Origin of the sequence: Bacillus sp. B-jedd (assembly GCF_000821085.1) — a bacterium.
Classification (GTDB): Bacteria; Bacillota; Bacilli; order Bacillales; family Cytobacillaceae; genus Bacillus_D.
In genome coordinates this window covers 1,912,714-1,938,768 of the sequence record NZ_CCXR01000001.1, presented here as the reverse complement: position 1 = coordinate 1,938,768, position 26,055 = coordinate 1,912,714, and the positions used below count along the sequence as shown (strand labels likewise).

At 41.0% G+C, this 26,055-nt stretch carries 25 protein-coding genes and 1 pseudogene; 7 read left to right on the top strand and 19 right to left on the bottom strand.

Annotated features, from left to right (window positions below; translation table 11 throughout):
* Position 1: 1 nt before the first annotated feature.
* The 5 genes from BN1002_RS09450 to BN1002_RS09435 form a co-directional block, all read right to left on the bottom strand.
* Positions 2-1,051, bottom strand: coding sequence for a HEPN domain-containing protein (locus BN1002_RS09450; protein ID WP_048824774.1), 1,050 nt, complete (start codon positions 1,049-1,051; stop codon positions 2-4).
* Between the two features lie 412 nt (positions 1,052-1,463).
* Positions 1,464-1,616 (bottom strand): hypothetical protein, encoded by a 153-nt coding sequence (locus BN1002_RS24050; RefSeq protein ID WP_197072775.1) that lies wholly within the window; start codon positions 1,614-1,616, stop codon positions 1,464-1,466.
* Positions 1,617-1,662: 46 nt separating this feature from the next.
* Entirely contained in the window at positions 1,663-2,415 is a 753-nt protein-coding gene (locus BN1002_RS09445; protein ID WP_048824773.1) for a slipin family protein, read from the bottom strand.
* Positions 2,416-2,705: 290 nt separating this feature from the next.
* Positions 2,706-4,193, bottom strand: coding sequence for a GerMN domain-containing protein (locus tag BN1002_RS09440; RefSeq protein WP_048824772.1), 1,488 nt, complete (start codon positions 4,191-4,193; stop codon positions 2,706-2,708).
* Positions 4,165-4,707, bottom strand: a complete 543-nt coding sequence (locus BN1002_RS09435) for an RNA polymerase sigma factor (protein WP_048824771.1) — start codon at positions 4,705-4,707, stop codon at positions 4,165-4,167. Before BN1002_RS09435 ends, BN1002_RS09440 begins: the two co-directional genes overlap by 29 nt.
* 144 nt (positions 4,708-4,851) lie before the next feature.
* Between BN1002_RS09435 and BN1002_RS09430 the strand changes: the two genes are divergently transcribed.
* From BN1002_RS09430 to BN1002_RS09420, 3 genes and pseudogenes are all read left to right on the top strand, one after another.
* Positions 4,852-5,187: a hypothetical protein gene (locus BN1002_RS09430; protein WP_048824769.1), complete on the top strand. Its 336-nt coding sequence runs from the start codon at positions 4,852-4,854 to the stop codon at positions 5,185-5,187.
* Positions 5,188-5,248: 61 nt separating this feature from the next.
* Complete coding sequence (locus BN1002_RS24485) at positions 5,249-5,599, top strand: DUF4181 domain-containing protein (protein ID WP_048824768.1); 351 nt, start codon at positions 5,249-5,251, stop codon at positions 5,597-5,599.
* Between the two features lie 86 nt (positions 5,600-5,685).
* A pseudogene (locus BN1002_RS09420) lies at positions 5,686-5,961 on the top strand (toxic anion resistance protein); the annotation flags it as partial.
* Between the two features lie 149 nt (positions 5,962-6,110).
* Here BN1002_RS09420 and BN1002_RS24480 read toward each other — a convergent pair.
* From BN1002_RS24480 to BN1002_RS09410, 3 genes are read right to left on the bottom strand one after another with little or no spacing between them, the layout of a single operon-like run.
* Entirely contained in the window at positions 6,111-6,845 is a 735-nt protein-coding gene (locus BN1002_RS24480) for a VWA domain-containing protein (RefSeq protein WP_442853390.1), read from the bottom strand.
* Positions 6,821-7,705 carry a substrate-binding domain-containing protein gene (locus tag BN1002_RS24475; RefSeq protein WP_052445630.1) on the bottom strand — a complete coding sequence of 295 codons (885 nt, stop codon included), beginning with the start codon at positions 7,703-7,705 and terminating at the stop codon, positions 6,821-6,823. The genes BN1002_RS24480 and BN1002_RS24475 overlap by 25 nt, the downstream gene beginning before the upstream one ends.
* A 15-nt stretch (positions 7,706-7,720) precedes the next feature.
* Positions 7,721-8,455, bottom strand: coding sequence for a hypothetical protein (locus tag BN1002_RS09410; protein ID WP_048824764.1), 735 nt, complete (start codon positions 8,453-8,455; stop codon positions 7,721-7,723).
* Positions 8,456-9,323: 868 nt separating this feature from the next.
* On the opposite strand from BN1002_RS09410, the gene BN1002_RS09405 reads away from it, so the two are divergent.
* Positions 9,324-9,569, top strand: a complete 246-nt coding sequence (locus BN1002_RS09405; protein ID WP_048824763.1) for a hypothetical protein — start codon at positions 9,324-9,326, stop codon at positions 9,567-9,569.
* A gap of 276 nt (positions 9,570-9,845) precedes the next feature.
* Here BN1002_RS09405 and BN1002_RS09400 read toward each other — a convergent pair whose 3' ends face one another.
* The 3 genes from BN1002_RS09400 to BN1002_RS09390 all read right to left on the bottom strand — a co-directional run bounded on the left by BN1002_RS09400 (position 9,846) and on the right by BN1002_RS09390 (position 17,142).
* Positions 9,846-14,024, bottom strand: coding sequence for a S8 family serine peptidase (locus BN1002_RS09400; RefSeq protein ID WP_048824762.1), 4,179 nt, complete (start codon positions 14,022-14,024; stop codon positions 9,846-9,848).
* A 235-nt stretch (positions 14,025-14,259) separates the two neighbouring features.
* The gene (locus BN1002_RS09395) at positions 14,260-15,369 is read right to left on the bottom strand and encodes an FtsZ/tubulin family protein (RefSeq protein ID WP_048824761.1); all 1,110 of its coding nucleotides are present in this window, start codon (positions 15,367-15,369) and stop codon (positions 14,260-14,262) included.
* Between the two features lie 117 nt (positions 15,370-15,486).
* Positions 15,487-17,142: an AMP-binding protein gene (locus BN1002_RS09390; protein ID WP_048824760.1), complete on the bottom strand. Its 1,656-nt coding sequence runs from the start codon at positions 17,140-17,142 to the stop codon at positions 15,487-15,489.
* 249 nt (positions 17,143-17,391) lie between these two features.
* Here BN1002_RS09390 and BN1002_RS09385 point away from each other — a divergent pair, with 249 nt between their 5' ends.
* On the top strand, positions 17,392-17,835 hold the full coding sequence (locus BN1002_RS09385; protein ID WP_048824759.1) for a hypothetical protein: 444 nt from the start codon (positions 17,392-17,394) through the stop codon (positions 17,833-17,835).
* A gap of 63 nt (positions 17,836-17,898) precedes the next feature.
* On the opposite strand, the gene BN1002_RS09380 is transcribed toward BN1002_RS09385, so the two are convergent.
* A complete protein-coding gene (locus BN1002_RS09380) occupies positions 17,899-18,327 on the bottom strand; it encodes a hypothetical protein (RefSeq protein ID WP_048824758.1) in 429 nt (142 codons plus the stop codon).
* A 159-nt stretch (positions 18,328-18,486) separates the two neighbouring features.
* Here BN1002_RS09380 and BN1002_RS09375 point away from each other — a divergent pair, with 159 nt between their 5' ends.
* Entirely contained in the window at positions 18,487-18,972 is a 486-nt protein-coding gene (locus BN1002_RS09375) for a pyridoxamine 5'-phosphate oxidase family protein (protein WP_048824756.1), read from the top strand.
* A 449-nt stretch (positions 18,973-19,421) separates the two neighbouring features.
* On the opposite strand, the gene BN1002_RS09370 is transcribed toward BN1002_RS09375, so the two are convergent.
* The 4 genes from BN1002_RS09370 to BN1002_RS09355 form a co-directional block, all read right to left on the bottom strand.
* On the bottom strand, positions 19,422-19,931 hold the full coding sequence (locus BN1002_RS09370; RefSeq protein WP_048824755.1) for a DinB family protein: 510 nt from the start codon (positions 19,929-19,931) through the stop codon (positions 19,422-19,424).
* 249 nt (positions 19,932-20,180) lie between these two features.
* Positions 20,181-20,756, bottom strand: coding sequence for a dihydrofolate reductase family protein (locus BN1002_RS09365; protein WP_048824754.1), 576 nt, complete (start codon positions 20,754-20,756; stop codon positions 20,181-20,183).
* Between the two features lie 826 nt (positions 20,757-21,582).
* Positions 21,583-22,014 carry a DMT family transporter gene (locus BN1002_RS09360; RefSeq protein WP_048824753.1) on the bottom strand — a complete coding sequence of 144 codons (432 nt, stop codon included), beginning with the start codon at positions 22,012-22,014 and terminating at the stop codon, positions 21,583-21,585.
* A gap of 16 nt (positions 22,015-22,030) precedes the next feature.
* Positions 22,031-22,726, bottom strand: a complete 696-nt coding sequence (locus BN1002_RS09355; protein WP_048824752.1) for a Crp/Fnr family transcriptional regulator — start codon at positions 22,724-22,726, stop codon at positions 22,031-22,033.
* Positions 22,727-22,957: 231 nt separating this feature from the next.
* Between BN1002_RS09355 and BN1002_RS09350 the strand changes: the two genes are divergently transcribed.
* Complete coding sequence (locus BN1002_RS09350) at positions 22,958-23,356, top strand: GNAT family N-acetyltransferase (RefSeq protein WP_048824750.1); 399 nt, start codon at positions 22,958-22,960, stop codon at positions 23,354-23,356.
* A gap of 171 nt (positions 23,357-23,527) precedes the next feature.
* Here BN1002_RS09350 and BN1002_RS09345 read toward each other — a convergent pair whose 3' ends face one another.
* The 3 genes from BN1002_RS09345 to BN1002_RS09335 form a co-directional block, all read right to left on the bottom strand.
* Positions 23,528-24,163, bottom strand: a complete 636-nt coding sequence (locus BN1002_RS09345; protein WP_048824748.1) for a TVP38/TMEM64 family protein — start codon at positions 24,161-24,163, stop codon at positions 23,528-23,530.
* Between the two features lie 88 nt (positions 24,164-24,251).
* Positions 24,252-25,352 carry a sensor histidine kinase gene (locus tag BN1002_RS09340; protein WP_048824747.1) on the bottom strand — a complete coding sequence of 367 codons (1,101 nt, stop codon included), beginning with the start codon at positions 25,350-25,352 and terminating at the stop codon, positions 24,252-24,254.
* The gene (locus BN1002_RS09335) at positions 25,349-26,032 is read right to left on the bottom strand and encodes a response regulator transcription factor (RefSeq protein ID WP_048824746.1); all 684 of its coding nucleotides are present in this window, start codon (positions 26,030-26,032) and stop codon (positions 25,349-25,351) included. Before BN1002_RS09335 ends, BN1002_RS09340 begins: the two co-directional genes overlap by 4 nt.
* Positions 26,033-26,055: the final 23 nt, after the last annotated feature.

Here is a 26,055-nt window from a genome sequence, read left to right as displayed (position 1 = left end):
TTTAAAGAATATCTGTAACACCACTTTCAAGTTTCACTCTTACATCTGAATAAAATTTAGTGTAATCCGTTTTTCTTATTGCTAGAATAGCAAGTTGTGTATCCATGTTTAGAGGCTTCTCTTCATCTAGAAAACTAATCATTTGACTATTTTCTTTTACTTTATTGTACATTGATACAAACCAATAATTTAAGAGAACAACCCTCACGAATTCTTTAAGTTCCTCATATAAGGCGTCTGTTATTCTATCTGTGCTTTGTCCGTGAATATATCTCGAACGTTCATCATACAATTTTTTTATTCTTGAATAGATTTCAGCTTTCTTATCTTTATCAAAAATTAACTTACTTGTATATGTGGCAACTTTTTCAGCAATTTTTTCTTTGTCGTAATTAAATAACGATTCAAGTGATGCGAATAAACATAAAAGTTTTACTGAGGTGTTATTAACAGAAAAAGATTGATTAAAATACTCTAGGGCACGACTATATTCTTTATTTGCACTCATCATTTGTGTCATTAAATCCCAACGTATATGAAGTTTTAGTCTAGATTGTAATTCCAAGTGTTCTTTTAAAAAACTAGAATTAGGGTTCAATGTCGAGAAACTTTGCGCAAAAAAGCGCTTTCCTATAAAGTCCATTTCTTCATCGTAAACCTCAAGTTTTATTACTGGCATAAAAATATCAAGGTTTGTTACCAATCTAAGTACTTTTTCAAGGTATAGGACTTTGTTAAATAATTCAATAAAATTCTTTTCGACGTATTTTTCTATACGATATTTTGAAGCCCCGATCTTATTTGAAACCTCAATTTCAATTGGATTTTCATTTTCAAAGCAACAATAATAATGTTTTTCATCCCCTTCAAATTGCATTAACCAAGAAAAGAGACTAGGATTTGCTATAAATGGATTAGCATTTAATGCTTCTGCGTATTTCGTCAGGTCTATTTGTTTTTGTTTGAAAACGAACTCGTCTACACTATATTCGTTTTCCATGGGATATAATCCGGATACTACTGCTTCAAACTTTAATTTTAACTTTTTCATATTTTCTCCTTTTAAATTTTTTCACTTCTCCCTCAATATTTCTTCAAAGAAACTCCCACACTCGTTAAACAAGCCTCCCTATAATTTTAACATAAATATCCATAAACCCATTTATCTTTTTAAACACCAAAAGCATTGCAATAAGAATAAGCACCTTCAAAATAACTTCAGTCACCTTTCTTAAAGAGGAGTGAATTCGTCTGCTAAAACTCCATTAATTGTATTGCAAACCTTGATATAACTGCAAAAAGAAGCAGTCCAATTCTGGCGAATTGACTGCTTCTTTGTAGTTGAATTAAGTTTTTGTACTCGAAACTGTCCCTGCGACTTTTTTGCCGGAAAGTTGTTTTTCTAATTCATAGAATACCAATTTCAAAGTTAAATCTTTCCGCGGCTCTAATTGGCTGCCTTATCAACTCATCATGAACAAACGCAGGAATTGCCAACCTGCTATTACGAGTGGAACGATGGAGATCAATTGTATCCATCTTTTTTTTGCAAAAAATCCGATTGTAAGAATGGCTATCCCCAACACAAGCACCCCTAAAATCGTTGAAATTGTCATGGCTTGCCTCCTTTCCTGTAAATTCGCCAGTGATCCTTTATAAACCCTAGCTTTCCTTCCCCCATTTTGTTTGTTGATTCGTGTCTATGATGAAAGTGTTCCCCTGTGAGGAATCCATCGTTTGTATAAGTCTGAGTTGCAGTAATTCTGGGTTTTTCTCCATCATCTTGGCTGCATTGGCAAGCGATCTTATGGTTGCCATCTCTCCCCTCGCCTTTTCAAGAGACGCTTGGGCTTCTTTTTTAGCTTTTAGCGCTTCAGCGAACGCTTTTTTCAAGTCTGATGGTAACATGATATCTTTTAATTCCACAGAATGGACGACTAATCCTGCCAGGGTTGTTTCATCAACGACCAAATCTTTTACTCGCTCGTTGATTTCCTGGCGATTCGCCAATACTTGATCCAACTCCATGCTGGAGATGACTTCCCTTAATTTCAGCTGAATTGTCGTGTATAAATGCTCTGAATAATTTTCATATCGAGAAATGAGCTCTTTCGGATCAATAATCTGGTATTGGGCCGTTAAACTAATCTTTACGCTCACATGATCCCCGGTTAATACCTCCTGTCCGTTCACCTGAATGATGGACGGCCTTAAATCGAAAACATCTATGCGCGTAACAGAGTTTAAATACGTATATTTACCGGGTCCAACCACTTCGCTAAACTTCCCTTTCCGGAACTTCACTCCCCGCTCATATTCGTAAACCATAAGAGTCGTAACCATTTTTGAAAGAATTATATAAGCACTTAGAGCCAATAAAACCAATATAACGATAGGCATTATGTTTCCTAACATAGCTTCCCCCTCTAAAATGATGCAAAGAACCCACGCACAGAAAGGAATGGACAATGGAGGTCTGCCCTGCAAAATTGCCAAACCCTGCAACTGTGAGTGGGTTCCCTGTGGTATGTGGGAATCGAACCCCTGCTGGTACCAACACGGTCAGCCAGCTCTCAACCATGAGTAGTGCGAACAGGCAACAACGTCTAAAGATTTTAAACGCAGGCTTATCACTACTCACATACTATTTTATCAGGTTTTGAACCATTAAATTACCATTCTTAAAAAAATTCAGGAATCTTAAGTTAAGGCCGCTCCCACGGCTCTTCCGTCGATTCCATCCAGTAGCACCAGGCGCTGAAGCTCCCGTCGAATTGAAAATATACTTTTTGAACCTGAGGGAATTTTTGAAAGATGGCCTCATTCAGTGCTTGGGCGATTTGGCCACCTTGATGGCTCGATGGACTGCCGGCGTTGAATTCCTTAAAATCGACCACCACTGTTCCGGACTCGTCTATGGCGACCCCGTTTACACTGTTTTCATCGCCGTATTCGGCAAAGATCGTGTCGCTTGTGAATAGCTTTTTCATTTCCTCCTCCAGCTCAGGGAAAGGCTGTCCAAAGGTTCTGTAATCGAGGCCGATTTTCACGTCTTCAACTTGTTTTTGCAGAAGGCTTTCGTAGTTTTTGCCAAGCGTTAATTCATAAATGGCGATATGCTCTTTTTCAGTGGAGAGATAATAGATTTTGTTTTTATCCACTTCAACGTTTAGTTTCGCCGTATGCGGGTCGCCGATTAGTTTTTCAAGCGGAAGCCTGATGCCACCAAGTGTTTCGCCTTGGTTGTTATAGGCATACACATGTGATTCTGAAATAGAGGCGAGAACCGCCGGCATCTCCGTTTTTGTCAAGATAATTTGCCCATCCGTGACGGATTCAATTGCACTTTGGCCCACACCTTCTTCATATGGAATACTCAGCTTTGTTGGCTTCCCTTCCTTATTGATGGTGATGGCCACTTTTTTTCGATTGACCGGTGACAGGTAAAACGGAAGTGAATTTTCTTCCACCATTTTGCCGGTTTCAATATTCAGGAATCGTTCCTGGCTGGCGCCTGCCAAAACCCCGAGCTCTTTGACAAAAATAAGCTCATTAGGATGGAATAGATCAGCTGTTATTTTGTAAGTTTTAACGAGTTTCCCCTTCTCTGTATATTGATAAACAGCGCGTGAATCCCAGCTGTCCAGGATGTAAATTTGTTTATCCGGGGTGACGAGGATATCTGCAAGGCTGCCTTCCATTTGATTGGTGCCCTTAATCGGAAAAGAACTTGTTTTTCCATCCTTTCCGACAATGAGGACCTGCCTTTTCACTTCATCCAATAAATAATATGTTCCGTCTTCGACATCAAATCCGGTTACCGTGGTGGGCAATGTTTCGTTATCACCCATGAACTTCAAGCCAGCCTTGCCTTTACCTTCCCCGTACTCAATCGTCCTGAGCAGTGTAAATTTGGCTACCTCACTGATGGCAAACTGCTTCTCCGTTTCTCCCGCCTGTTCCATATAAATAGCATCTTTATTGGCAAGGACCACGATCGCGAAAAGCAACGCGGTGACTAATACAGCTGCAACGGGCAATAGGTTGAGTCGTTTTTTGCCGGCAGATTTGGCTTCCATTATTTTATGCTGTAATTCATCTATAAATTGCTGCCGGGGTTCCAGCGAAGGGTGATTTTTTATCGGTCTGAGCAATTGTTTTACCTCACGAGTCAATTCGTCTTGAGTATTCATTCTTGATCACCCTCCTATCCCTGTCCTGCATTTCTTTTTTCAAAATCTTGACGGCCCGATGGAAGTCGACCCGTACTTTCAATGCTGTTATACCGAGAATTTCAGCGGTTTCGCTGACGGTCAGTTCCTGGATTCCCCTTAAAATCATCATCGCCCGGTAATGTGGTTTCATTTTTCGTAAGGCATCATGCACCTCTTCCCACTCTTCCCTGCGAAGGATCTGTTCGTCCAGTGACTGGTCGCCAGAAATGATTTTGTCGAAAAAATCAGGAAGAAACTCCTTCATCTTTCTTTTCCGTAAATGATCAATGGCAGTATTTCTCGCAATCGCCAAGAGCCAGTATTTTCCCCGTTCCGGATCCGATAGCGACCCGATATTTTTAATCGCTTTAATGAACGTTTCCTGTGTAATATCTTCAGCGTCCTGGACGGAATTTGTGAAATACAAACAAAACTGGTAAATATCCCGATGGTAATCCTTAAACAAGGTCTCTATATCCACTTGCTCCCCCACCGACTCCCCCCCTTTATAAAACAAGTCGAAATAAATCGCCATTTGTTTCAATTATAGTTAAATATTGTTTGTAAGAGGTTAAATTTTCGAATTTTTCTGGTAAAATATAGGTGTGAGTTATTTTTGGAGATTTGGAGGGGTTTTATGAAGATAAAAACTATCATTATATTTCTTTTGACATTAGTGGTTGAGGCAGTCATTACATACTTTGCGGCTGTAAAATTTTCTGTCCGTTTTATTGAGTTGATGTTTTTTGCAGGTCTGTTATTTGCGACAGTTTCTTTTTTATTTTCCAGCAGCGGCGGGAGGGTCTCAGAATTTCATTCCTCCCAAATCAGCGGGCAAACTGGATTAATCTTAAAAAAAGAACCACTAGTCTTTAAAAAGGGACCTATCTTCACGGCTTCAGCTCTTTTCCTTCTCGTGGGGTTAGTGCTGTTTATTTTGCTTTTTACAGGGGTCATTCCTCCAAAAAGTTAATAACCCTGTAAAACTAAGACATTTAATAAAATGTATTTCACATGAGGGAGTTAGTAAGATAATGAGGTTAACCATTCTACATTTTTTAGTACTTTATCTAGTGTCTGGGATAATTTCAGATTGGCTATTAAGAAAAAAATTAAAAATAGAGAAAAGTATCTGGGGTTTTAATAAGCCCGTAAATAAGTTTCATAAATGGATAGAACGCATCCTAATAGTTACAGTGTTAGTATGTTTGTGGTTCATTGATGATACTCTACCCCTAATAATCTCCTTTTGGTTTATATTATTAATCATACGTGCATCTGTGGAATGGAAATATGAAAGAGTAAAGAAGGAATATATATTAACCGTGTTCACTATTTTTAATTCTACGACGTTTTTATTTATTGCTTTAGCATACTTCAATTAGGGTGATATTCTCCGATGGATAATAACCAAAAAAAGCTGCACAAGGGCAGCTTTTTCATTTTGCTAAAGTTGTGATTTAGTTGTTCTACAACGAACGAATTGATTGCAGGAACAAGCAAAATGTTGAAAGAGCAAGGTGTAGAAATTCAAAAGCAGGCAATGTCATCAAGTGTTTCGGTTGAAACACTGAAGGTCGCTTTTGCAGATGTAATAGAGGCGATGGACTCGATCAGCACGTACAAACAGCAAGCATTGCCGAAAATGCGTGAAACCATCAACCAATTCAGAGAATTAGCTGAAACAGGCGAAAAACAGATTCAGCGGCTTGAAAAAGGAAACGAAGTGAAATTTTTAAGCAGTTAATATGATATAGGAGTCTTTTTGATATCGGTTTTGGAGGCAAAAAACAGTAGTGTAAAGGGGGCGGTGAGCATGAAAAATATAAATTTAGGTTTTACGCTTTTAGTGGTCAGTTCCATTATCTTTGGTTCTGCCTGGATTTCAGCGTCGGTCTATTCTCGAGTGCTAACAGGGAATGATGGTCTAGGCTGGGATAGAAGGTACGGAATTTTCGGCACAGCTTTAAAAGAGGTAGGAACCATTCCAATCTCACTGTCCATCCTAATAGGGTTGGTTGGTTTGTACATCGTAGTGAGATCAGTATTCTTCATTTCATCCTTCAGCATTTTCATGGCGACGACAATCCCGTCATAAGTCGCCGTTCCCCCATTTGCCTGCAAGCCTTCGACAGCTCCAACAAACAGAGATTGGTGGTTCGTATCAAATGGCGCAATCGGCAAATTGATTGTCACATCATCTGAGTAAGTAACCAATCCGATACTGTTGTTTTTGCCAAGGTATTTCTGGCCTTTTAACAAGCTTTCTTTCATCCTGTTCATTGGTTCTCCATTCATGCTTCCGGAGACATCTGCAACAAAGACAGCCATAATTGGTTTATTGGCATTTTTCTTTTCTTTCCATAGTTTTTGAGCAGCTGTAAGTGTGGCGCCGTCAACTGTTTTCATTTCGGAAGCATAAGAATCAAGACCGTTAAATCCGTTTTTCTTCCCCAAATCCTGATACTTTGATTGCTGGGCGAATTCAGCAAACTTTTGAATGATTTGCTTTTTCTCAGCAGATATATCGCCAATCGCATACATTGGACTATCATGTCGGACGCCAAACGGCGTGAATTCATACGAATCCTTCAAATCAGGTGAATTTACAAATGTCTGGTACTCAAGCACGAACCCATCCAATGCACCGGATTTGGCCCTTCACGCATCTGCAATGTCGTCGAAGCTGTGAAAGGCACATTCGATTGGAATTGCTCAAAACCCTGTACTGCTTTATCGCCCAGAAGGTTGGATTTGTCAAAAGTGTTTAAGGCGGTCAGCAGGAGGTTAAGACCTGTCGAACTTGCGAATGGATCGGTATAACCCATGGCAAATTCATTGTTTGCCATCGCATCCGTTAGAACCTTTACATTTACAGAGCCATATTTCTCAACTAACTGTTCATGTTTCTTTTTCTTAATAACAATGCCAGGCACGTTGCCGACGAGTCTTTTAGAAATCAATTCGGTTGTGACCCCGCATTCTTTCACCATCTCTCCCCAAAACTCATTAGACGGGGTAAAAGCCTCTGGAACATATTTTCCTGATTTGATATAGTCTGTTGCTGTACCTGATGCAATGCTTCTAACCTTCACACTGACGACCTTTCCATCCACTTGGAACTTTGCGGCGTTGTAGTCTTTTGCCACATCGTTAATCCAGGAATCCTTCCCTTTACCTGATTTTTCTGGCGAAGAGAAGATTTCAACAAATGTCTCGGTTGAATTTTCAACGGTCACAGGAAACTTATTAATATCCGGCAGTTCTTCCGCAAGATCGACTGGATTTAAATCGATTTGCCCTTTTGCGGGCTTTCCTTTTGTCACATCGATTTTGGAATACATTCTATCCAGCTGTGTTTCGGCATTTTCAGCAGTAATCTGTTTCTTTGATTTTCCGAGATTTGAAGTAAGGGTTATGCCAGCATAGACGATCCCAAAGAATACAACAGCAGCAATTAGTGAAACGATCAGAAATTTACCTTTATTCATAGGCCAGTGCTCCTTCTAGTATTTATAGTGTTTTGTTTGTTTAATCAATGCATCCATTTCCTGCATGGCGGCCATGTTGTCAATATCGTCGATATCAATGCTGTTCAGCTTTGAAATTTCCAAAACGAGTTTATCGATATACAAGAGAATCTCCTCGTTAATATTCACGGCATTTTTGACAAAAGAAAGGTATTCATTATAAAGTTCCTTTTTTTCCTGGAGAATTTCTTTAGAGAAGCGGCTCGTGTTTTTTCCAGTAACGCTTTCGTACTCTGTTTCATCGAATGTACTGACTTTGTTGAGGATATTGCGGATATTCAAATAGAAAAGCTTTTCTACTTCTGCCACGACATTGGCGAACTTTTGATAACTTAATTCGGTTTTGTCGAATCGTTCATCGAGAAGGGACAGCAGCCCTCCTTTTTTCTTTTTTAATCGAAGCTCCTGCGCTAAAGCGAACACAATATCTTCCCTTAATACTTTGATATTTTGATAAGATTGAAGGGCTCTTACATAATCCTCATTCGTTTTTAGCTCTTTTAACTGTACGGTTGGAATTTTTTTGAACAGGAATCCATAAATACCGTAAAGAATAACAATGAGACTGACAAACAGCACCGTCACCCCAAAGGATGTCTCAAGAGCACTTCCGCCGGCAATCCTTACCCCCAGAAAGCCAGGGGAAAGAAGAATCACATTAGCAAGGGTTACCCCGAATAGTAGCGCAATCAATTTCCAAATTTTCGACATCCTTCACTCCCCCTAAAATATTTATAATATTATAATAATATTAATTCTTCCACTTGTGTAAAAATTTAGCAACTTAACTGGTTGAAAAATCCCAAATCATTGATTTGAGATTTAAAACTATATAGGTTGACATAAAGATTAATATTCATTTGTAAACGAGGTGTTGATTTCCGCTCCGGGCATTTCGCTTTCCGCGGGGCATCAGTGGAGCCTCCTCGGAGCAAGCTCCTGCGGGGTCTCCCCTTGCTGCTCAATCCCGCAGGAGTCTACATGCCTGAGCTCCAATCAACGAGCTTTCTAATTAAATTGTGAAATTATTAAATTCAACCTATATAATATGTAATTCTTTATACGGATAAGTTTTTAATAGGTTTCTATTTTCTTTCAAATATTTCTATATTTACAAAATATATCGAATTTTGTTTATTTAAAGGATATTATACTATTATTTAGTATGTGGATGATAGGGGGAAAATGGATGGATTGCCTTTGAGGAGTGGACAAGAAGATAATATTGGGTACATTTCACTACATACACGATATGCGGTGCCACATTCATTGGTTCATGAAAGCGGTACAGGAATTTCGATCAATAGCTCTTAACGTGAAGCCAGAAACGGTAAATAACAAGAGCACTTTTGAAGAAACCACCTTTCCTGTAGTTTGATATGGCCCCATAACTGCTTTAACGATTCAGTACACTTTATAAGCGTGTTCACCTGCACGCCATGCCAGTTGATGCTCACCTTCCTTTTGCGTAAATACTTAACTGTCAAACCAAGTTATTGAAATAATTTGATAGTGTTTTGTTGTCATCACCCGAAAATTGTCGGATAATGCAACTATACTGGTGAAGGGAGTTACGATCTTGAGAGAGTACGAGTTGGATATTATGGTAGAAATGCTGATGGATACATTTATTTTCAACACCTGGGAGACCGATTTTTTCCGGATGAATACAATGCAGAACCTGATTGATTTTGGTTTGATCGATAACCTGCCCGAACTGGCAAAAGAACTCAAGCATCAGAAAGCAGAGATCCTGGTGGAACCGTTAAAAGCGATCCATCCTGAAGCTGGCAAGCAAGTGGAACTTTGGCTCCAATTAGTTTAAATTCATACATATGGCAAAACCTGAAGTCTCGCAAGGTACTTCAGGTTTTTTAATTTTGGATAGTTCTCTTCGATGCAAAGGTCTTTAATCCGTCCTCCGGAAGCTCTGCTCCTGGCATCATACAACCCATCATTCCGCTTCCTCCATTAAGTAAAACTGTATATTATTCCAATGCTAACGACAGTTTTTTAACCTTTTTGCAAAAGACAGCCTTTAGAAAATAAATAGGATTACCCCGTTTTTACACAGGGCAATCCTTTTTAATGAACTGTACGATTATTTGCCGTTTTTACTTGTATAAATGACCTTCACTTGTTTCCATGTTTCATTTCCAAACGTATCTTTAGACCAAATCTGAATGATGTTTTCGCCAGATTCTAACGATACATTTGTGCTGAAGACCCCATTCTTCACACCAATTTCTTTGCCGTTTACCCTGACAAACTGCAGATTTGCATCAACTGCCTGCCCTTTGACAGTAACCGATTTCTTGTGTGTCGTTTCCCCTTCAACTGGTGAATCAATCGTGATGACCGGGGCAATCGAATCGACTTTTACAGTTACCTTCGCAGTTGTTTCATTGCCAGCCAAATCTTTTGCTTGAACGGAAATAGAATTCTCGCCCTGCTCCAGCGTAAGTTCAGCTTCAAAGACTCCCTCGGCAACCTTCGCTTTAGTCCCATTTACAGTAACAGAATCAAGGTATTGATCCTCAACTTTACCTTTTATAGTAACGGTTGTTGTATTGGATTGAGCTCCGTCTGCCGGGGAATCAATTGAAACAACCGGTTTTGTCTTATCGACAATGACTGTTACCGGAATCGACGCCCTGGTCAGGCCAGAACTTTGAACCGCTTTCGCTGATATAACATTTTCACCTTCTGCCAAAGTAACATCTGCTGCAAAACGTCCTTCCTCACTAGACGTGACGACCGCTGCTTCCACTCCATTATTGTATAAATGAACAGTCGTATTTGGCTGTCCCTTCCCTTCTACCTTAACGACTCCATTCGCCGTAAATGAACGGTCTTCCGGAGAGGTGATTTCCGGAACAGCGTTATCGTACGAGACAACCGCGCGAATCATATAGTTTCCATCTGATTTAACGGTTTGTTTCCAGACTCCATCAATATACGAATAGCTTCTCCCCGACCATGCGCCATTCGTATCTTTATTGATCGCAGGAATGTACGGGAATGGATTCTTTTGAACATATGCCAAGTAAAAATCTCTTGGAACGACAACTTCCTCACCGCTTAAATCAACCTGTGTCCACTCAGTATGAGACCGTATAGCCTTCGCGTCAAATGGTCCCGCCAGCTTGTTGCCTGTAGATCCATTCGGGCCAGAAGCATCATATACTTCGACAAGGAATTCCGTGCCGCCTGGGTCGGGACGGTTGCCTCCGTCAAATTTGTATAAACCGCCTGTTAAAACGCCTCTTGTTTTACCTTCAGTAAGCGACATTTTGACAGCCCAGCCGTTGCCTTTCGTATGAAAATAATTTAATCCTTCCGCTGTTCCATCATCATACGCTATTGTTTCGGAATGGCCTGAAATTGGATCCATCGAAAGATTTTGTGAAGTTTCGCCATTTGGAGCTAATGTGATAGCTGTGTCGGTCGGATAATGCATTGGATGAGAAACCTTCAGTGTGTAGGTGCCTTCCAAAGCAGTGAGTTGGAAAGAACCATCCGCTGCCGATACAGCTGGCTCGATATTTGCATCCTCCACCAAGTAAACTTTTGCCCCTTGGATTGGTTCGCCTGTCAGCTTATTTGTGACCACGCCGGATATGACGCCTGTCTGTTTCTCTTCAAGAGTGAAGTCGACAACTGTATCTTCATTACCTGCAATTTGAACTTTCTTTGACTTTGGGTGATATCCGTAGGATTCCGCGACAACGGTGTATTCCCCACCCGGGTGGCTAAATGCATAGCTGCCATTCTGCGGATTGGTTGCGGAAGACCTCCCTGTTTCTGGAACACTGACAAAAGCCTGCAGCGGCAATAAGGTTGGAAGATTTTCTGCGGCCTCGTCTGTACCTAAATTCATTGATACTGTTTGTTCCAAAGCCACTTCGGAAGCAGTGCTGGTGCCTGCCCCAACAGAATCAGCGGATAAAGCAACATCATCAATATACCAGCCTGGCCTTGTCGTACTGGGATCGGAAAATGTATAGAAGGCAATATACACTCCTTCTCCTGCATAAGCGGATAAATCGACCTGGGCATCCACCCATTTAGTCGAATCTCCTTTGACCATTAATAGCGCCTTCCAATCCCGGCCGTTTTGAGATGCCATGACATATCCATAGTCATAGGCAGTACCAGTCGAAGCAGAAACTTCAAAGCTATGCCATTGCTTGAACTGTAAATACGTTTTCCCTTCCGGAACGGCGATGGACGGCATGACAATCATTTCACGCATTCCATTCGTATAGTTTCCGGCCAGTTTGGTAGCATAAACTTTCTGTCCGGATACGGCACTGTTCGGACCGGATGTAGGGATTCCCCATTCCCAGTTCGTTGTTGAGCCCTCAGCAACAATCTCCCAGCCGACAGGTTCTGTCTCGAAGTCTTCGAAATAACCGATTGTCAAACCTTTTGACACAGTTACATTATATTCATTAGTTTTAACCGTATTTCCGACGAAGTCAGTAATGACCCATTGATACGTCAATGTCCCTGCTTCTGTCACCCCTGCAGGAATGCTTGCAAAATAATCTCCTGATAAATGATTTCCCGAAGTCCGTTCAGCCTGCACCGTTTTCCATTCTCCATCATTCACCTTATACTTTAAGACTACGGACTCAACACTGACATTGTCCCTTGCGAGGATGGACAAATCAATTTGCATTCCTTCATCCGCCTCAGTGACTGGCGTGTGTTCAAATGCTGGATTTTCCGAGTCTTCTCCTTCAACCGTTACATTCCCTTTGATTGTTCCCATCCCGACAGTGACGGTAAGAACTGCGTCGTACACATTCAGAAGTCCGTGGCCATATCCGTTATTTGGAGATTTCGAATAAGTAGCATCTGTTAAAGGAGTCGCTGTCTTGGTCAAAATCTGCTCGATTTCGTCCACTGTCAAGCTTGAATTCGCCTGCCGCAATAAGGCTGCTGCTGCGGATACATGAGGAGACGCCATCGAGGTACCGTTCCATCCGCCTTCATAGCCGCTGCCTGGAACTGCAGAGCGAATTTTTACTCCAGGAGCTGTAACGTCAGGCTTTATTTCACCATACGGTGATGGGCCTTGGAACGAGAAGTCTCCCATTTTGTTTTCTTTATCGCTTGCACCCACTGCGAATGATTCTGGATAATTAGCCGGGGTTGCAATCGTTCCAGGTCCGTTTGGTCGCAAAAGTGACGCATTTCCCGCCGCAAAAACTGGGAAAATATCATATGCTCTCCATGTGCGCACAATTTCAATAAACCACTCGTCTATCCCAGAACCGCCGCTCCATGAATTGTTTACGACATCTGGAGCCATATCGACCCGGCTGCCAGGTGCCAAAATCCATTGGGCTGCCTCCAATATATCGGAATCCGCCCCTTGCCCTAGGCCGTTAAACGCTTTGGCCGCGATCCATTTTGCCCCCGGGGCTACGCCAATTTGGTTCTTTCCGTTCGGCTCGCTGCCGACCATCGTTCCGGTTACATGGGTGCCGTGGCCTTTATCATCATAGGCTGCTGCCTGTCCGCTTACGGCATCAAAGAAACTATATTGATGATCCACAGATCCGTCGGCTGCCTGATAGCCTCGATATTTTTCTTTCAAGGCCGGGTGGTCCCATTGAACCCCGGAATCAATGCTCGCAACAACAGTCCCGGTTCCGTCAATTCCCGCCTTCCACGCATCAGGAGTCCCTACTTGCTTCACGTTCCACTCAATATTTGTGTCCACCTCATTTTGAGTCGCTTCCACTTCAGGTCCCAATTGTCTCGTTTCATCCACATATATTTTCTCAACTTCATTCAAAGAAGCGATTTTCTCAACAGCTTCCTTTGTGCCTGTAAAAGAAACCGCATTAATAATATAGTAGGATTTGAACTTTTTAACCTTGCCCTTTTGTTTTTCTTGCCCTAGCACCTCAAGCAGCTTACTCTGTTTTTGATGGGCATTCGCTTTGAGCTCAGTCAGCACCTCAGAACGGACAAGGTGCTTTTTTTGCTGCGCAGCAACACTTTTTCCCTTTGCCTTTTTAGCGGCTTCCTTCTTCACCGCTGCAGCATCAACTTGGTCACGAAGCGTGACGATAAAGGATACCTCATCCGATTTCTCAAGCTGATCATAAACCTTGCTATCGATTTTGTTAACAGAAGAAGTTGGAACACTTTGACCCGAACTTCCTTCCCCACTTGCTGCCGAAGCGGCAGGCGGCAAAAAGGTACTGATCACCATAATGATTGCATAAAACAAGAAAACTAGACGTTTAACCCTTTTTTTCAAAAAACTACCTCCTAATTAATTTTTCTATATTTTAACAGAACGAATTGTAATATTCTGATTATTAAGGAAGTTTTTAAAAAAATTAGGTTGGGAAATTTTTTTGGCGAAGAAAAGAGTGGCTATTAACCCCTCTCAAGCTTGCTGCTATATAATTTTTTCTATTTTTAAGTTTGGCTCATCTCGTATTTGCGAAAAAGCCCACAAAAAAAGACACTGGGAAAACCCAGTGTCTAATTTAGCTATTTGATTTTGTTGGCTTTTGATTAACTGTCCGTGTTGGCTTGTAGTTGTTTCTCGCTTTTAAATTGGTTGCCCAGCCGATTTTGGACTCATATTTCTGTGTGTATTCCTTTTGCACAAGCTCATGGAGCCGGTCCCTGTTCTTGTTGAGCATATCTTCCATCACCTGCAGCCGCCGCGTTGGGAAGCTTAGTCCTGCCAAAATGGTGGTGATCGCTGGGTCTGTTTCTGATATATATGTTCCTTCGTATAGTTCTAGCGGTTCCCCGACCCTTTCGAAAATCGATGGGACGTTAATCAGTTTTGAGACATTCTCTGGTCCTTCATAAATCAACCCGGCACGGATGACTCCAGCCGATTCGACCGGGCAGAATACCGAATTAGCCCATGATTGCTGGATTTTGAGCGATACATCAGCAGTCGTTTTGGCATCTGTCACGGTGCTTGATGAAATAACGGTCACACCGCGTGTGCTTAGGATGTTCATCAGGTCTGTTTCATCAAAGTTCCCATAAAGGGAGCTTTTCTGGGTTATTTGTAGGACGTGATTGATTGCTTCCATTACCTTATGGTTGGAAGCCCGGTAAATTTGCTGCTTGCTTGATTGGGGATTTGTGCGCCTCAACTGGTCATTGTCGACCAGGAACGTGGATGAAATCTCGGCAATTTTGGACAGTTCCTCTAGGCATTCCGCTGCATTAATCCGATTGCCTGCCAGGACATTCCGTTCAGGCACCACGGCAATCGCCCCTACCTTCAGCTCTGGCAGCTGGTTCAGCAGGATTTCAATCAGAAGCGGCCCCATTCCCGAGCCGGTGCCACCATCAGTGGAAAATGCCACGAAGAGGAATTTTACTTTTTTGAATGATTTTTTGACAAATTCGACAATCTCCCGGTAATAACCATTGACTGCCCGGGCACCAATCGACCGATCCTGGCCAGCCCCGTTATAGCCCGGAACAAAGTACTTATTTTCAACCCTTGTATTGACGAGTCCATCTCGCTGGTTCGTATTGATAAGGGCGGTTGGAAAACCCAAGGCAGATGCTGCCTCCGCTATATTGCCTCCTGCCTGACCTACGCCCAATATTCCAATTGGTTTCATCAGATTCCCCTCCTTATCTTATAAAATAATACTCACCAGTTTAGAATTTAGACTAAACTTTTGGAGGGGAGCGCTGGTTTACTTCTTACTCCTATACATAAACTTTTTCACAGCTGGTTAAATGTTAGCAGATCGCTCCTTCTCTACTACTTCCTCTGCCATTTTCCTCAGTTTATATTTTTGGATTTTTCCTGATGCGGTAGTCGGGAAGGTTTCACAGAATTCTATATATCTTGGAATCTTGAAGCGTGCTATTTTCCCCTGGCAAAATTCCTTTATTTCTTCTGCTGTGGCAGTTTGGCCTTCTTTCAGCTGGATCCAAGCCATGACTTCCTCGCCGAATTTTTCGTCAGGGATGCCAACGATTTGGACGTCGAGGACGGCCGGGTGCTGGTAAAGGAATTCCTCAATTTCGCGCGGGTAGACGTTTTCCCCGCCACGGATGATCATATCCTTGAGGCGGCCGGTAATTTTGCAATAGCCGTTTTCATCCATGACGGCAAGGTCGCCGGTGTGAAGCCAGCCATCCTTGTCAATCGCATCGGCAGTCGCTTCCGGATTTTTATAATAGCCCTTCATGACATGGTAGCCGCGTGTGCAAAGCTCGCCCTGCTCGCCGCTCGGTACTTCTTTATTCGTAACCGGGTTGACGATTTTCACTTCGACGTTAGGCAGCGCTTTTCCGACTGAGGAAACGCGCAGCTCAATCGGATCATCGGTCCGCGTCTGGGTGATAACCGGTGACGCCTCTGTCTGGCCGTAGCAAATCGTGATTTCGGAGGCCCCCATTTTCTCAATCACTGCTTTCATGACTTCAATCGGGCAATTGGAACCAGCCATCACACCTGTCCGGAGGCTGGAAAGGTCAAATTTTGCAAAATCAGGATGGTTCAGTTCTGCGATAAACATCGTCGGGACGCCATGCAGCGCCGTGCAGCGTTCTTTCTCTACTGCTTCCAGCACCTTTTTCGGGTCAAATTCCTGGACTGGCACCATCGTCGCACCGACGGAAACACAGGCGAGCGTTCCGATGACGCAGCCGAAGCAATGGAAAAACGGAACTGGGATGCAAAGCCGGTCGGCGTCGGTAAGCTTCATGCACTCCGCGATGTTGACAGCATTGTCGACGAGGTTGTTATGGGTCAGCATAACGCCTTTCGGGAAACCAGTCGTGCCTGACGTGTATTGCATGTTGATTGGGTCGTTCGGGTCAAGCGAAGATATCCGCTGGTCGAGTTCTTCATCTGTCACTTCTTCCTTCAGCGCGAGGATATCTTCCCAATGCAGCATCCCCGGATAGCGGTTGTCGCCAAGGACAATGATGTTCTTCAAGTATGGCAGGTTCTTCGATTTTAGGTTCCCAGGTTCGCAGTTTTTAAGTTCTGGAGCGATTTCGTAAAGCATGTCGATATAGGATGCGTCACGGAAGTTTTCCATTAAAATGAGCGTTGTTGAATCGGACTGCTTCAGGAGATATTCTAGCTCCGCAGTGCGGTAGCTTGTGTTGACGGTAACGAGGACGGCGCCCATTTTGCCAGTGGCGAACTGCGCTGTTACCCACTCCGGCCGGTTCGTTGCCCAAATCGCCACATGCTCCCCCGCTTCGATGCCGAGCTTCATCAATCCCTTTGCCATGTCCCGGCATAGGTTTTCAAACTCGCCGTATGTATAGCGGAGCCCCCTGTCCGGATAAACGACTGCGTCATGATCCGGCTGCCGTGCCGCTGTTTCCTCCAATAGCTTTCCGATTGTGATGTTCATTTTGTCTGCCATTTCTTCCGCCTCCAAGATAAAGGTTGTTTTTGCAAAACTCGCTCTTTGGATGACAATTTCCATTTATGAATAGTTTAATTATAATCCGAACATTCTGTAATTTCATCTTATAACAAAAGATAAAGTGGATTTTTTGCATGGTGATAAATTCATTTAAAGGCGTTTCTTTGGATATTATTTCCTTTTAGATTCGATGGTGGTATGCTTATTAAAAGATAGAATCGGGTTAAATATGGGGTGTGTTAGCAAATGAAGTCCAAAAATAAGTTTATGAAGCTCTTTGTCCTTTTCCTTTGTCTTGCTGGTATATTTTATTATTTCCGTCCCTTAAGTGCGGAGCAAGTTTTTCCTTCATTGAAGCGGGCAGAGAAAGTGACAATCATGATGAGTTTTGAAGAGGGAAAAGGCCAAAGGTTTATCAATGAAGAGTATAAAGGGAAAGACTTAGAAAAATTCATTCGCTTTCTTGAGACGGCTACATACACACGGGCTTTTGGTGAAAAGAACATCCAGAGCCAGGCAAACGCTTACGATATTCTTATTGTTCTAGATTCGAATAACTATTCAGTTGTAATTAATGATGACGGGGATGTTGTCGTAGATACCCGGAACAGTAAGAAAAAGTATACTATTTATAGGTCAAAAGATGACTCCTTAATAAGTTTAATAGATCAAATGTTGGAGGGAAAATAAACTTGATAATACCAGTACTTGGCTAAAATCAAAGGACCTAAAAAGGTCCCTTTTTCAAGTCTCTTATTCAACGAAACTCTTGAATTGGATACGGTCCAGTTGGCTATTCGGGATTCCTGCTTCGATATGACTCCTTACCAACTTCCACTCATCCTGGCTATTTCTTTTGAACGTCTGGAATAATAAATTCGCAGTTTCTAACTTATTCTCGTTTATCATCATTGTAGCTGATAGAATCACCATCGACTCATCAGCCCTTAATGGAATGATTGAAATTTCATCCACAATCCATTTGGCATTGCTTTCTTTCACAAATTGAAACCCCTGCTCCCACCCATTGATTGATTCCTTATAACCAAAGTCATCGATTTCCCCGCCCGTTATCTCCCTTGCCTGGTAATCGGGGGATATCATTTCCTTTAAGTCGGTTAAAGATGAACTTCTCCAAGCTTCTAAATAAGTATCGAGAAATTGCCGAAAAGTAACTTCCATGAACAAAACCTCCTGCCATCTTGTTTCACATCCAATTCTATATAAGACAGGAAAAGTCCTTCAATATAGCGGAACCGATTCAACGTTGGTACTGCAAAACCGAATAAACTGAGGTGTAAAGGGTAATATACCTCTATCATCCTAAAAGAGGTGTTTGGAATGTCTAACATGCTGAAAAATGAAGAACTGGAAACATTGAGAGAGCTAATCAAAGACGTAGACACGGCCATGTTGACGACAGCAAGTGAAGAAGGGCTTGTGTCCCGTCCCATGAAAACCCAGGAAGTAGAATTTGATGGCGACTTATGGTTTTTCACGAAAAAAGAGACTAATAAGTACGAAGAAATTCTAAATGATCAGGATGTCAATGTCGCTTATGCGGGGAAATCCTATGTGTCCGTCCGCGGAAAAGCGGAAATCGTCGAGGATCTAAACAAGAAAAAGGAATTGTGGTCCAAAGCGTATGAGAAGATTATGCAAACCACTTATGATGACCCTGACGTTGTCCTGATCAAAGTAAAAGCAGAAGCTGCCGAGTATTGGGAGACCGGTAATTTTGTGAAGAAAATAGCGTTCATGTATAAACGCATGACAGGGCAAAATGCAGAATCCGCGGATATTAATGAAACGTTGGATCTAGACTAAATCTATGATAAACCTAAAACAAGGATCCGATTGGGTCCTTGTTTTAATTATTTATTGGAGACTAGTACCGCCAAGGACTGACACCAAAGCTGCAAAGTTTTTAAGTTAAAATAGGAAATTCTTTATATAAAATAATCCGTATAATACGACAGTACAGAATAAGATTAATAATCCCACCATTGCAAAACCGTAAATAAAACCTTTTCCCATTGAAAATATGTCCAATATCATTTCTTTAATAACGATCATAACCCGACTCAATCAAATCACCCCCGCAAAAGGTAAAAATTACATCTAATCAAACCATACCATTATTATCCATATATTTGGTATAATTATTACATTATTCAAATCCCTTGGTTTTTTGATATGCTTCAAAAACAGGAAAAATCAAAAGTCCTTTGAGATTATTTTCTCAAAGGACTTACTTGCGATTAATAGAAAAAGACTTATAAGTATTTATCACTAATCACTTTCATATGGTGTATCTCGTGCCCGACAATGCCATACGCAATGGTGCCTACCGAAACTGGGCTGTTCATCACAGTTCCATTACGAACCCATGCTGCATCATCAATGGTTGAAATAAGGCTTAATGTGTTGGAGCGTACCGCGTCTAAACCAGCTAGTAACTGCTCCCAGGATAATTTGTTAAAGTTTGCCGCAGATACGTATTGATCCTGTTCCATTGCTGGGAGTGGTGCACTTTCACCTCGTGCAATGGCAAGCATTCGATACGACATCACACGTTCCGAGTCGGTCATATGCCCAATCACTTCTTTTAAAGTCCATTTCCCTGGTGCGTACGCCTTCCCTGCTGACTCCTCTGATACGCTGCGTAAGAGCGTAATGGTCTTAGTTCGTTGCTTACTTAGTATTTCTTCAATATCTCCATCTGGCACAAGACTAACATACCTAGCATGCTCTGGATTTTCAATTAGTAATGGTCGTGGACGCACAAGAACCCTCCTCATCGGAATAGTTAATTATGGTTCTAGGCTAATATTCTACTGTCAAGAAGATATTTCCTCTAATTTTGATATTAAATTTCATTACCGCTAAATAATTTCAAAATAAACGACTTTATTATCTCTGTTCAGCTGATTTGTGCAGTTAACATAGTACTGGTAATAATGGATTAATTCACTCGTTGAAGAGGCTGTTTATTGAGCTATCATATTTGTCATAATCTGCTTTTGAAGAATAGATCATCTAACCGTTTGGTAAACGAGGGCAATGGCTCCTGAATCAAATGTTTTGTTTTCGATAAGTTTAAGATTAATCTTCTCCTTGACACCTTGGAATAAAGGCAACCCGCTGCCTATCAAGACGGGAGAAACCGTAAATTTATACTCGTCTATTAAATCAAGCTGCATAAGGTAGTGTGCTAACCTAGGACTACCGAGGATGACCATATCTTTGCCTGGCTGCTGTTTGAGGTTCTTGATCTCTTCCTCGACATTTTCTTTCACCAGTCTGGAATTGTTCCATTCGACTTGCTCAAGCGTGGTGGAAAAAACGATTTTGGCTGTCTTTTCGATCCACTCGGCATGATTCCGTTCATGCTCCGAGGCTGTGGGGTCCGAAGGCACAGATGTCCAGTAACCGTGCATCATCTGATAAGTCCCACGTCCCCATATGACAGTGTCGGCAGTACTCAGAATTTCTTTTGAGTGTTTCTCCAAGTCAGCATCATAGGAAACCCAGCCAATGTCCATTTCACCATTCGGACCTTCAACAAAACCGTCAAGCGATGCGTGCAGAAATAGAACGAGTTTTCTCATTTTTAGGTCTCCTTTTTTCATGAGGGATATCTATATTATACATTCACTACATGTAGATGCACCATGTTGGTGGTAAACCCTTAAAATTCAGTTGTTAATACCAGTATTACCTATCGATTAAGCCAATTTTTCAATCATATTTTGTTAAACTAACTGCCCGTTTGTTCAATAAGGAATTCAACAAAAAGATGCCTTAATCCTTCTTGGATTAAGGCCCCTAAATGGAACTACTATTTAAAATTACAACTAAGATATAGCGAGAATGGATAGAACTATACAGATAGAAGAGGCTGATAAAAAAATAATAGATGTGAAACGGTACCGCCAAAATTTAATTCCATATGTACAAAAAAAGATGGCTGCTGCCAATTTGGATAAACTTTGATAATAGGTATTATTTTCGAAGAATCCACTGCTAAAAATGATTGAAACAAGCAACGTTATAGAGATAAGCAGTTTAAACCATAAAGGCTCTTTTAGGAATTGTTTTACAAAAAAGTTAATCCGCAGCATACCTATAACCCCTCTTGAAGAAATTTATAATATTAGATAAGATATGGTCAAATTTTACCAAGTAGTACTTCCTTTACTGTAAGTTCAACAGAAATGCTTGTAAGCAAACCTGTTAGTTTGCTGAAATTAACTTTAATCAATTAGCAAATAAATCAATGTTAATGTCAGCCTCATTGGAATGAAGCTTTAAAAAAGTCAGTTACAGGAATGCTGCTCCGAAGAAAGGAAAAATGGATTGTCACGTTATCGGATAATCCATTTTCAATGTTAGTTCATTTGGTTTTTGAAAGTTTTTTGCAAAAGTGATTTCCCTTTACTTGAACTGAAAAATGAGGACGCCGCCGATCATGACGCATACGCCTATGATTTTATTCAGGCTTAGCGGGATTGGCTCGACCCCGAAAAAGCCGAATGTATTGATCAGCAAGGCAATCATTAATTGAGAAATCAGCAAAACGGAAACGGAAAAGGCCGGTCCGGCGTGGGTGAACCCCTGCATCACGCTGAATACGATGATGACGCCGAAAATGCCGCCCAAGAGGTAAAGCTTATTCACCTCTAGAAGGCTCTTGATGCTCCCGTCCCTGACGAGCATGTAAATCGCGACTGATCCAATCAAACCAACAAAGTGCACAACCGCTGTCGTCAGCCATAGACCCGCTTTTGAACTGACGTTTGTGTTAAAAACGCTTTGCAATGTGATAAAAACACCCGCGAGTAATGAAAATAATATTCCTTTTAACATAAAACCTTCCACCAACTTATTCGTATTTTATTCCGCCTGCCAACTCTTCCAGCTTTTTTATATTTTTTGCCAGAATGAGTCCGCCCCTCTTCTCTATTATCTCTTTTTCTATTAAATCGTTAATGACCCGATTCAGATGCCGATAGCTTGTCCCCAACAATTCAGCTGTTTCTACTAAGTTTTCTGTCTTTATTTCCTCTTCAAACGTACCGCTGCTGCTCGTTGTAAGTGACAATAAAAAACTCGCAAACCGGTTTTCCACCCTTGTCAGGAGGTTTAGGCTTGAAGCGTTCGTGGATGAATATAACCGATGCGCGAGATGATGGATGATGTACTGTAGAAAATCCGGATTGTGTTTGTAATGTTCATGCAGCAGGTTAAAGTTTATTCCTATTAGTAGACAATCGGTAACGCATTGGACCGTGTTCCTAGCCATTCTTCTAGTGACAAATTCGACCTCTCCTATGATTGAAAGAGGATTATTGAATCTTAATAAAAGAGATTTGCCATTTGGTAAAGCAGTGGAGATTTTCACCCTGCCTTGGACTAAAAACAGCAATTCCTCCAACTGGTCACCGTCAGAACACACGATTTCACCCTTTTTCGGCGCATACAAATGGAATTGATCGAGATGTTCTTCGCCAAATATGCTTAATAGATTATGCTTGGAAAGCAAGTCGCTTATCAATTGCAGATCATCTAATTTTCTCATTGTCCCTCACCCTGGCCGCTATTTTCCCTGCCCTTAATAGTAATGGTATTTCTCCATTAAGGAAAGGACATATGTCCTAAGGCATTAGTTTTTTGTGAAAGAAGGTTTTTTGCAATCGATGGCGAATATTGTTTAGGAAGTCCCAAATGTTTGGAGGCCATTGCTTTGTTACTCTACAATTGATTTGCTATCAACTTCCCAATTATTTTTGAAAAAATAGGAGTTGATCGTATGAACTATACACATACACTTGAAGAAATTACAGCCGATATGCTGAACGGATTTTTCGTGGGCTGGCCGAATCCGCCGAGCCCGGAAACCCACTTGAAGCTTTTGCAAAATAGCAGCCATATCGTATTGGCGGTGGAAGGCGAACAGGTTATCGGTTTCATTACCGCAATCAGCGACGGTGTCCTTTCCGCCTATATCCCCCTCCTCGAGGTGCTGCCGGAATACCAAGGCAAAGGAATCGGCCAGGAACTCGTAAGCAAGATGCTCGAACATCTGCGCGGTATTTACATGATTGACCTGTGCTGCGATGACGACCTCGTCCCCTACTACGAAAAGTTCGGCATGTTTAAAGCGAACGGCATGCTTTTCAGGAACTATGACAGGCAGTCGGGAATCTAAATTGGTGTTTATTTTGCCAGAAGAAAAGGCAGTCCGAATTTGGACTGCCTCCTTTATTTTCTGTGTATAATTATCAACATTGCCAATCTTCCATGTTAAAATTTTCCCTATTTCTTAATCCAAGTCCTGTTTAATCCAACAAGGTATTGCTACGGCACCCTGTCTAAATAACTAGGAATTGCATGGCTCCTGTTTTAAATTTGTCCAAATTTTAATAGTCAGGACCAAAATAATGGCAGCAGACAATAGGATTAGGATAACACCTAGTAAAGATTCACCCATTGTGATTCCTAGAAAGCTAAACAACATCATGATTGGGATGTTTGAGATAATGACCGTTAAGATATAGGTTCGATAATGAATGCCAATGGATGCTGACATAAAGCAAATGACATCGGATGGGGCAATGGGACAGATGATTCCTAAAGCTAAAAACTTATAATTATGCTTCATTAAAAGGGCTTTTAATTGTGGATTTTTACGTTCAAGAAAGAGATTAAACTTATTGCTTGATAGGGCTTTTGAAACTACATATACCAATGTTTCGCTAATCGCCATTCCTACCATAGAAAGAATAAAGCCTTGCACTGGACCAAAGCAAATTCCACCTACTATCATGAGCGGGACACCCGGTATAAAGGCAAAAAGCCTGACGACCCAAACACCAATAAATATTAACATAGCGTATTCTTGGTTTGCAGCAATGTATTCCTTTAATGCAACCAAGTCAAGTGACAGCAGACCATTCTCCTTAAATATATAAACGGTTAAAATCCATATGGCCACAACAGCAAGATTCTTTTTCAATTTATTCCCATCCTTTGCCTTTGATATAAATATCATAAGCAAAGAAGATTAAAAAATAGTATGCGAATTTCTTAAGATTTCTTAAGTTTCAGGATAAGCGAGTAAAATCCCTTAAACAGCTATTTAACTGATGCTCAACCATAAAGGTTAGCCAACCTTCTTTATATTCTCCTTGAATCGTTCCACCATGCAATTCAACAATTCTTTTTGAAATGGCAAGTCCAAGACCTGTCCCTTGATTATTCTTTCTAGCCTTGTCTCCAACAAAAAACCGTTCAAATAATTTATTGAGGTCCTCAAGTGGAGGATTTTCAACCTGGTTTGATATTTTCAAAATTACCAAGGAATCAAGTCTATCGAGACTAATGTGTATGTCAGAAGGTTTTAAGCTGTATTTAATGGCATTCATAAAAAGATTTTCATAAACACGAACCATTTTTTCAACATCCATCGCAATATGGATTTCCTCATTAGGTAATGCCTTTACAATCGTAAGCTTTTCCCTTTCAAAAATAGGAATGTATTCCCCGATTAACTGTTCCAGAAGTCCCGTCATACCCACTTCACTATAGTCAAGCTTGACATCAGGACTTGATAACCTGGTATATTCAAAAAGCTCATTAATTAGGGATTCAAGTCGTTTTGATTTTAAATAGGAGGTATCAAGATAATCATTTAGTTGTTTTTGGTCTGAATAATTACCCTTCCTCAATAAATCCAAATATCCAATGATAGAGGTTAAAGGAGACCGCAAATCATGCGAGACGTTTGTAATGAGTTCATTTTTTGCCATTTCCAATTGTCTTTCATAGTCAAATTTATTAGCTAATTCTTTGGACATGCCATTAATATTTTGAGCAAGTTGACTTAATTCATCTTTACCTGCCAGTTCAATTGTCAGTCCTAATTTTCCAGCAGCAATGTCATTAACGCTATCGGTAATCATTTTTAGGTAGAGTAATTTTTTCCTTATCATCAAATAGAAAGTTACTAAGAATGAAAATGAAAATAAGGTTAACTCGATGATATTATATGTCACTATACTGAGTTCACTCACGTAATGGATATTAAAAAACAGTATAATAAGCCAAGAAAAGCTAACCAGTACCGCCATTGAAACAAGAAAACTTACTGCGATCGCTATCAGAAGTTTAAAGATAAGTGTATTTTTAAATTTATGACTCCTCATATTTTATACCCTAAACCCCATACTGTTTTTATATAAATGGGATGCTTGGGATCTTCCTCAATTTTTTCCCTGATTTTCGTGATATGAACCATGACTGTATTATCTGATCTTAGATAATCTTCCTTCCAAACAGCTTCATAAATTTTACTGACACTCAACACAATGCCCTTATTTCGGGCAAGCAGTTCCAATATATCGAATTCCTTCGGAGTAAGCCTAACCTCTTTATTTCCAACCCATACTTGGCGTGTATCTGTATTAATGGTTAAATTGCCAACCTCCATAACATTTTTACTTTCGGTTACAGCGTTATATTTTCTGTACCGTCTAAGTTGGGACTTTACTCTTGCAATAAGTTCCAATGGGTTAAATGGTTTGGAAATGTAATCATCCGCTCCAGAAGCAAGTCCCTGGATTTTATCCATATCTTCTGATTTTGCCGAAATCATAATAATAGGCATATGGCGTTCCTCCCGGATCTTCATACACGCTTCAATTCCGTCCATTTTTGGCATCATTATGTCCAGGATTATAAGGTCAAACACCTCCTTATCCAGCAGTTTTAAGCCTTCAACGGCATCTTCGGCCTTTTTAGTTTGGATCCCTTCATTCTCCAAATAAACAGATATAAGGTTTCGAATCTCCTTATCATCATCAATAATTAAAATTTTCGTGCCCACTCTTCATCACATCCTTTTTTCCC

What these genes read in the sequence shown, in the direction of transcription:
- BN1002_RS09450 (WP_048824774.1), bottom strand. Translation starts at nt 1,051, where the DNA reads ATGAAAAAGTTAAAATTAAAGTTTGAAGCAGTAGTATCCGGATTATAT.
- BN1002_RS24050 (WP_197072775.1), bottom strand. Translation starts at nt 1,616, where the DNA reads ATGACAATTTCAACGATTTTAGGGGTGCTTGTGTTGGGGATAGCCATT.
- BN1002_RS09445 (WP_048824773.1), bottom strand. Translation starts at nt 2,415, where the DNA reads ATGTTAGGAAACATAATGCCTATCGTTATATTGGTTTTATTGGCTCTA.
- BN1002_RS09440 (WP_048824772.1), bottom strand. Translation starts at nt 4,193, where the DNA reads ATGAATACTCAAGACGAATTGACTCGTGAGGTAAAACAATTGCTCAGA.
- BN1002_RS09430 (WP_048824769.1), top strand. Translation starts at nt 4,852, where the DNA reads ATGAAGATAAAAACTATCATTATATTTCTTTTGACATTAGTGGTTGAG.
- BN1002_RS24485 (WP_048824768.1), top strand. Translation starts at nt 5,249, where the DNA reads ATGAGGTTAACCATTCTACATTTTTTAGTACTTTATCTAGTGTCTGGG.
- BN1002_RS24475 (WP_052445630.1), bottom strand. Translation starts at nt 7,705, where the DNA reads ATGAATAAAGGTAAATTTCTGATCGTTTCACTAATTGCTGCTGTTGTA.
- BN1002_RS09410 (WP_048824764.1), bottom strand. Translation starts at nt 8,455, where the DNA reads ATGTCGAAAATTTGGAAATTGATTGCGCTACTATTCGGGGTAACCCTT.
- BN1002_RS09395 (WP_048824761.1), bottom strand. Translation starts at nt 15,369, where the DNA reads ATGAAACCAATTGGAATATTGGGCGTAGGTCAGGCAGGAGGCAATATA.
- BN1002_RS09390 (WP_048824760.1), bottom strand. Translation starts at nt 17,142, where the DNA reads ATGGCAGACAAAATGAACATCACAATCGGAAAGCTATTGGAGGAAACA.
- BN1002_RS09385 (WP_048824759.1), top strand. Translation starts at nt 17,392, where the DNA reads ATGAAGTCCAAAAATAAGTTTATGAAGCTCTTTGTCCTTTTCCTTTGT.
- BN1002_RS09380 (WP_048824758.1), bottom strand. Translation starts at nt 18,327, where the DNA reads ATGGAAGTTACTTTTCGGCAATTTCTCGATACTTATTTAGAAGCTTGG.
- BN1002_RS09375 (WP_048824756.1), top strand. Translation starts at nt 18,487, where the DNA reads ATGTCTAACATGCTGAAAAATGAAGAACTGGAAACATTGAGAGAGCTA.
- BN1002_RS09365 (WP_048824754.1), bottom strand. Translation starts at nt 20,756, where the DNA reads ATGAGAAAACTCGTTCTATTTCTGCACGCATCGCTTGACGGTTTTGTT.
- BN1002_RS09360 (WP_048824753.1), bottom strand. Translation starts at nt 22,014, where the DNA reads ATGTTAAAAGGAATATTATTTTCATTACTCGCGGGTGTTTTTATCACA.
- BN1002_RS09355 (WP_048824752.1), bottom strand. Translation starts at nt 22,726, where the DNA reads ATGAGAAAATTAGATGATCTGCAATTGATAAGCGACTTGCTTTCCAAG.
- BN1002_RS09350 (WP_048824750.1), top strand. Translation starts at nt 22,958, where the DNA reads ATGAACTATACACATACACTTGAAGAAATTACAGCCGATATGCTGAAC.
- BN1002_RS09340 (WP_048824747.1), bottom strand. Translation starts at nt 25,352, where the DNA reads ATGAGGAGTCATAAATTTAAAAATACACTTATCTTTAAACTTCTGATA.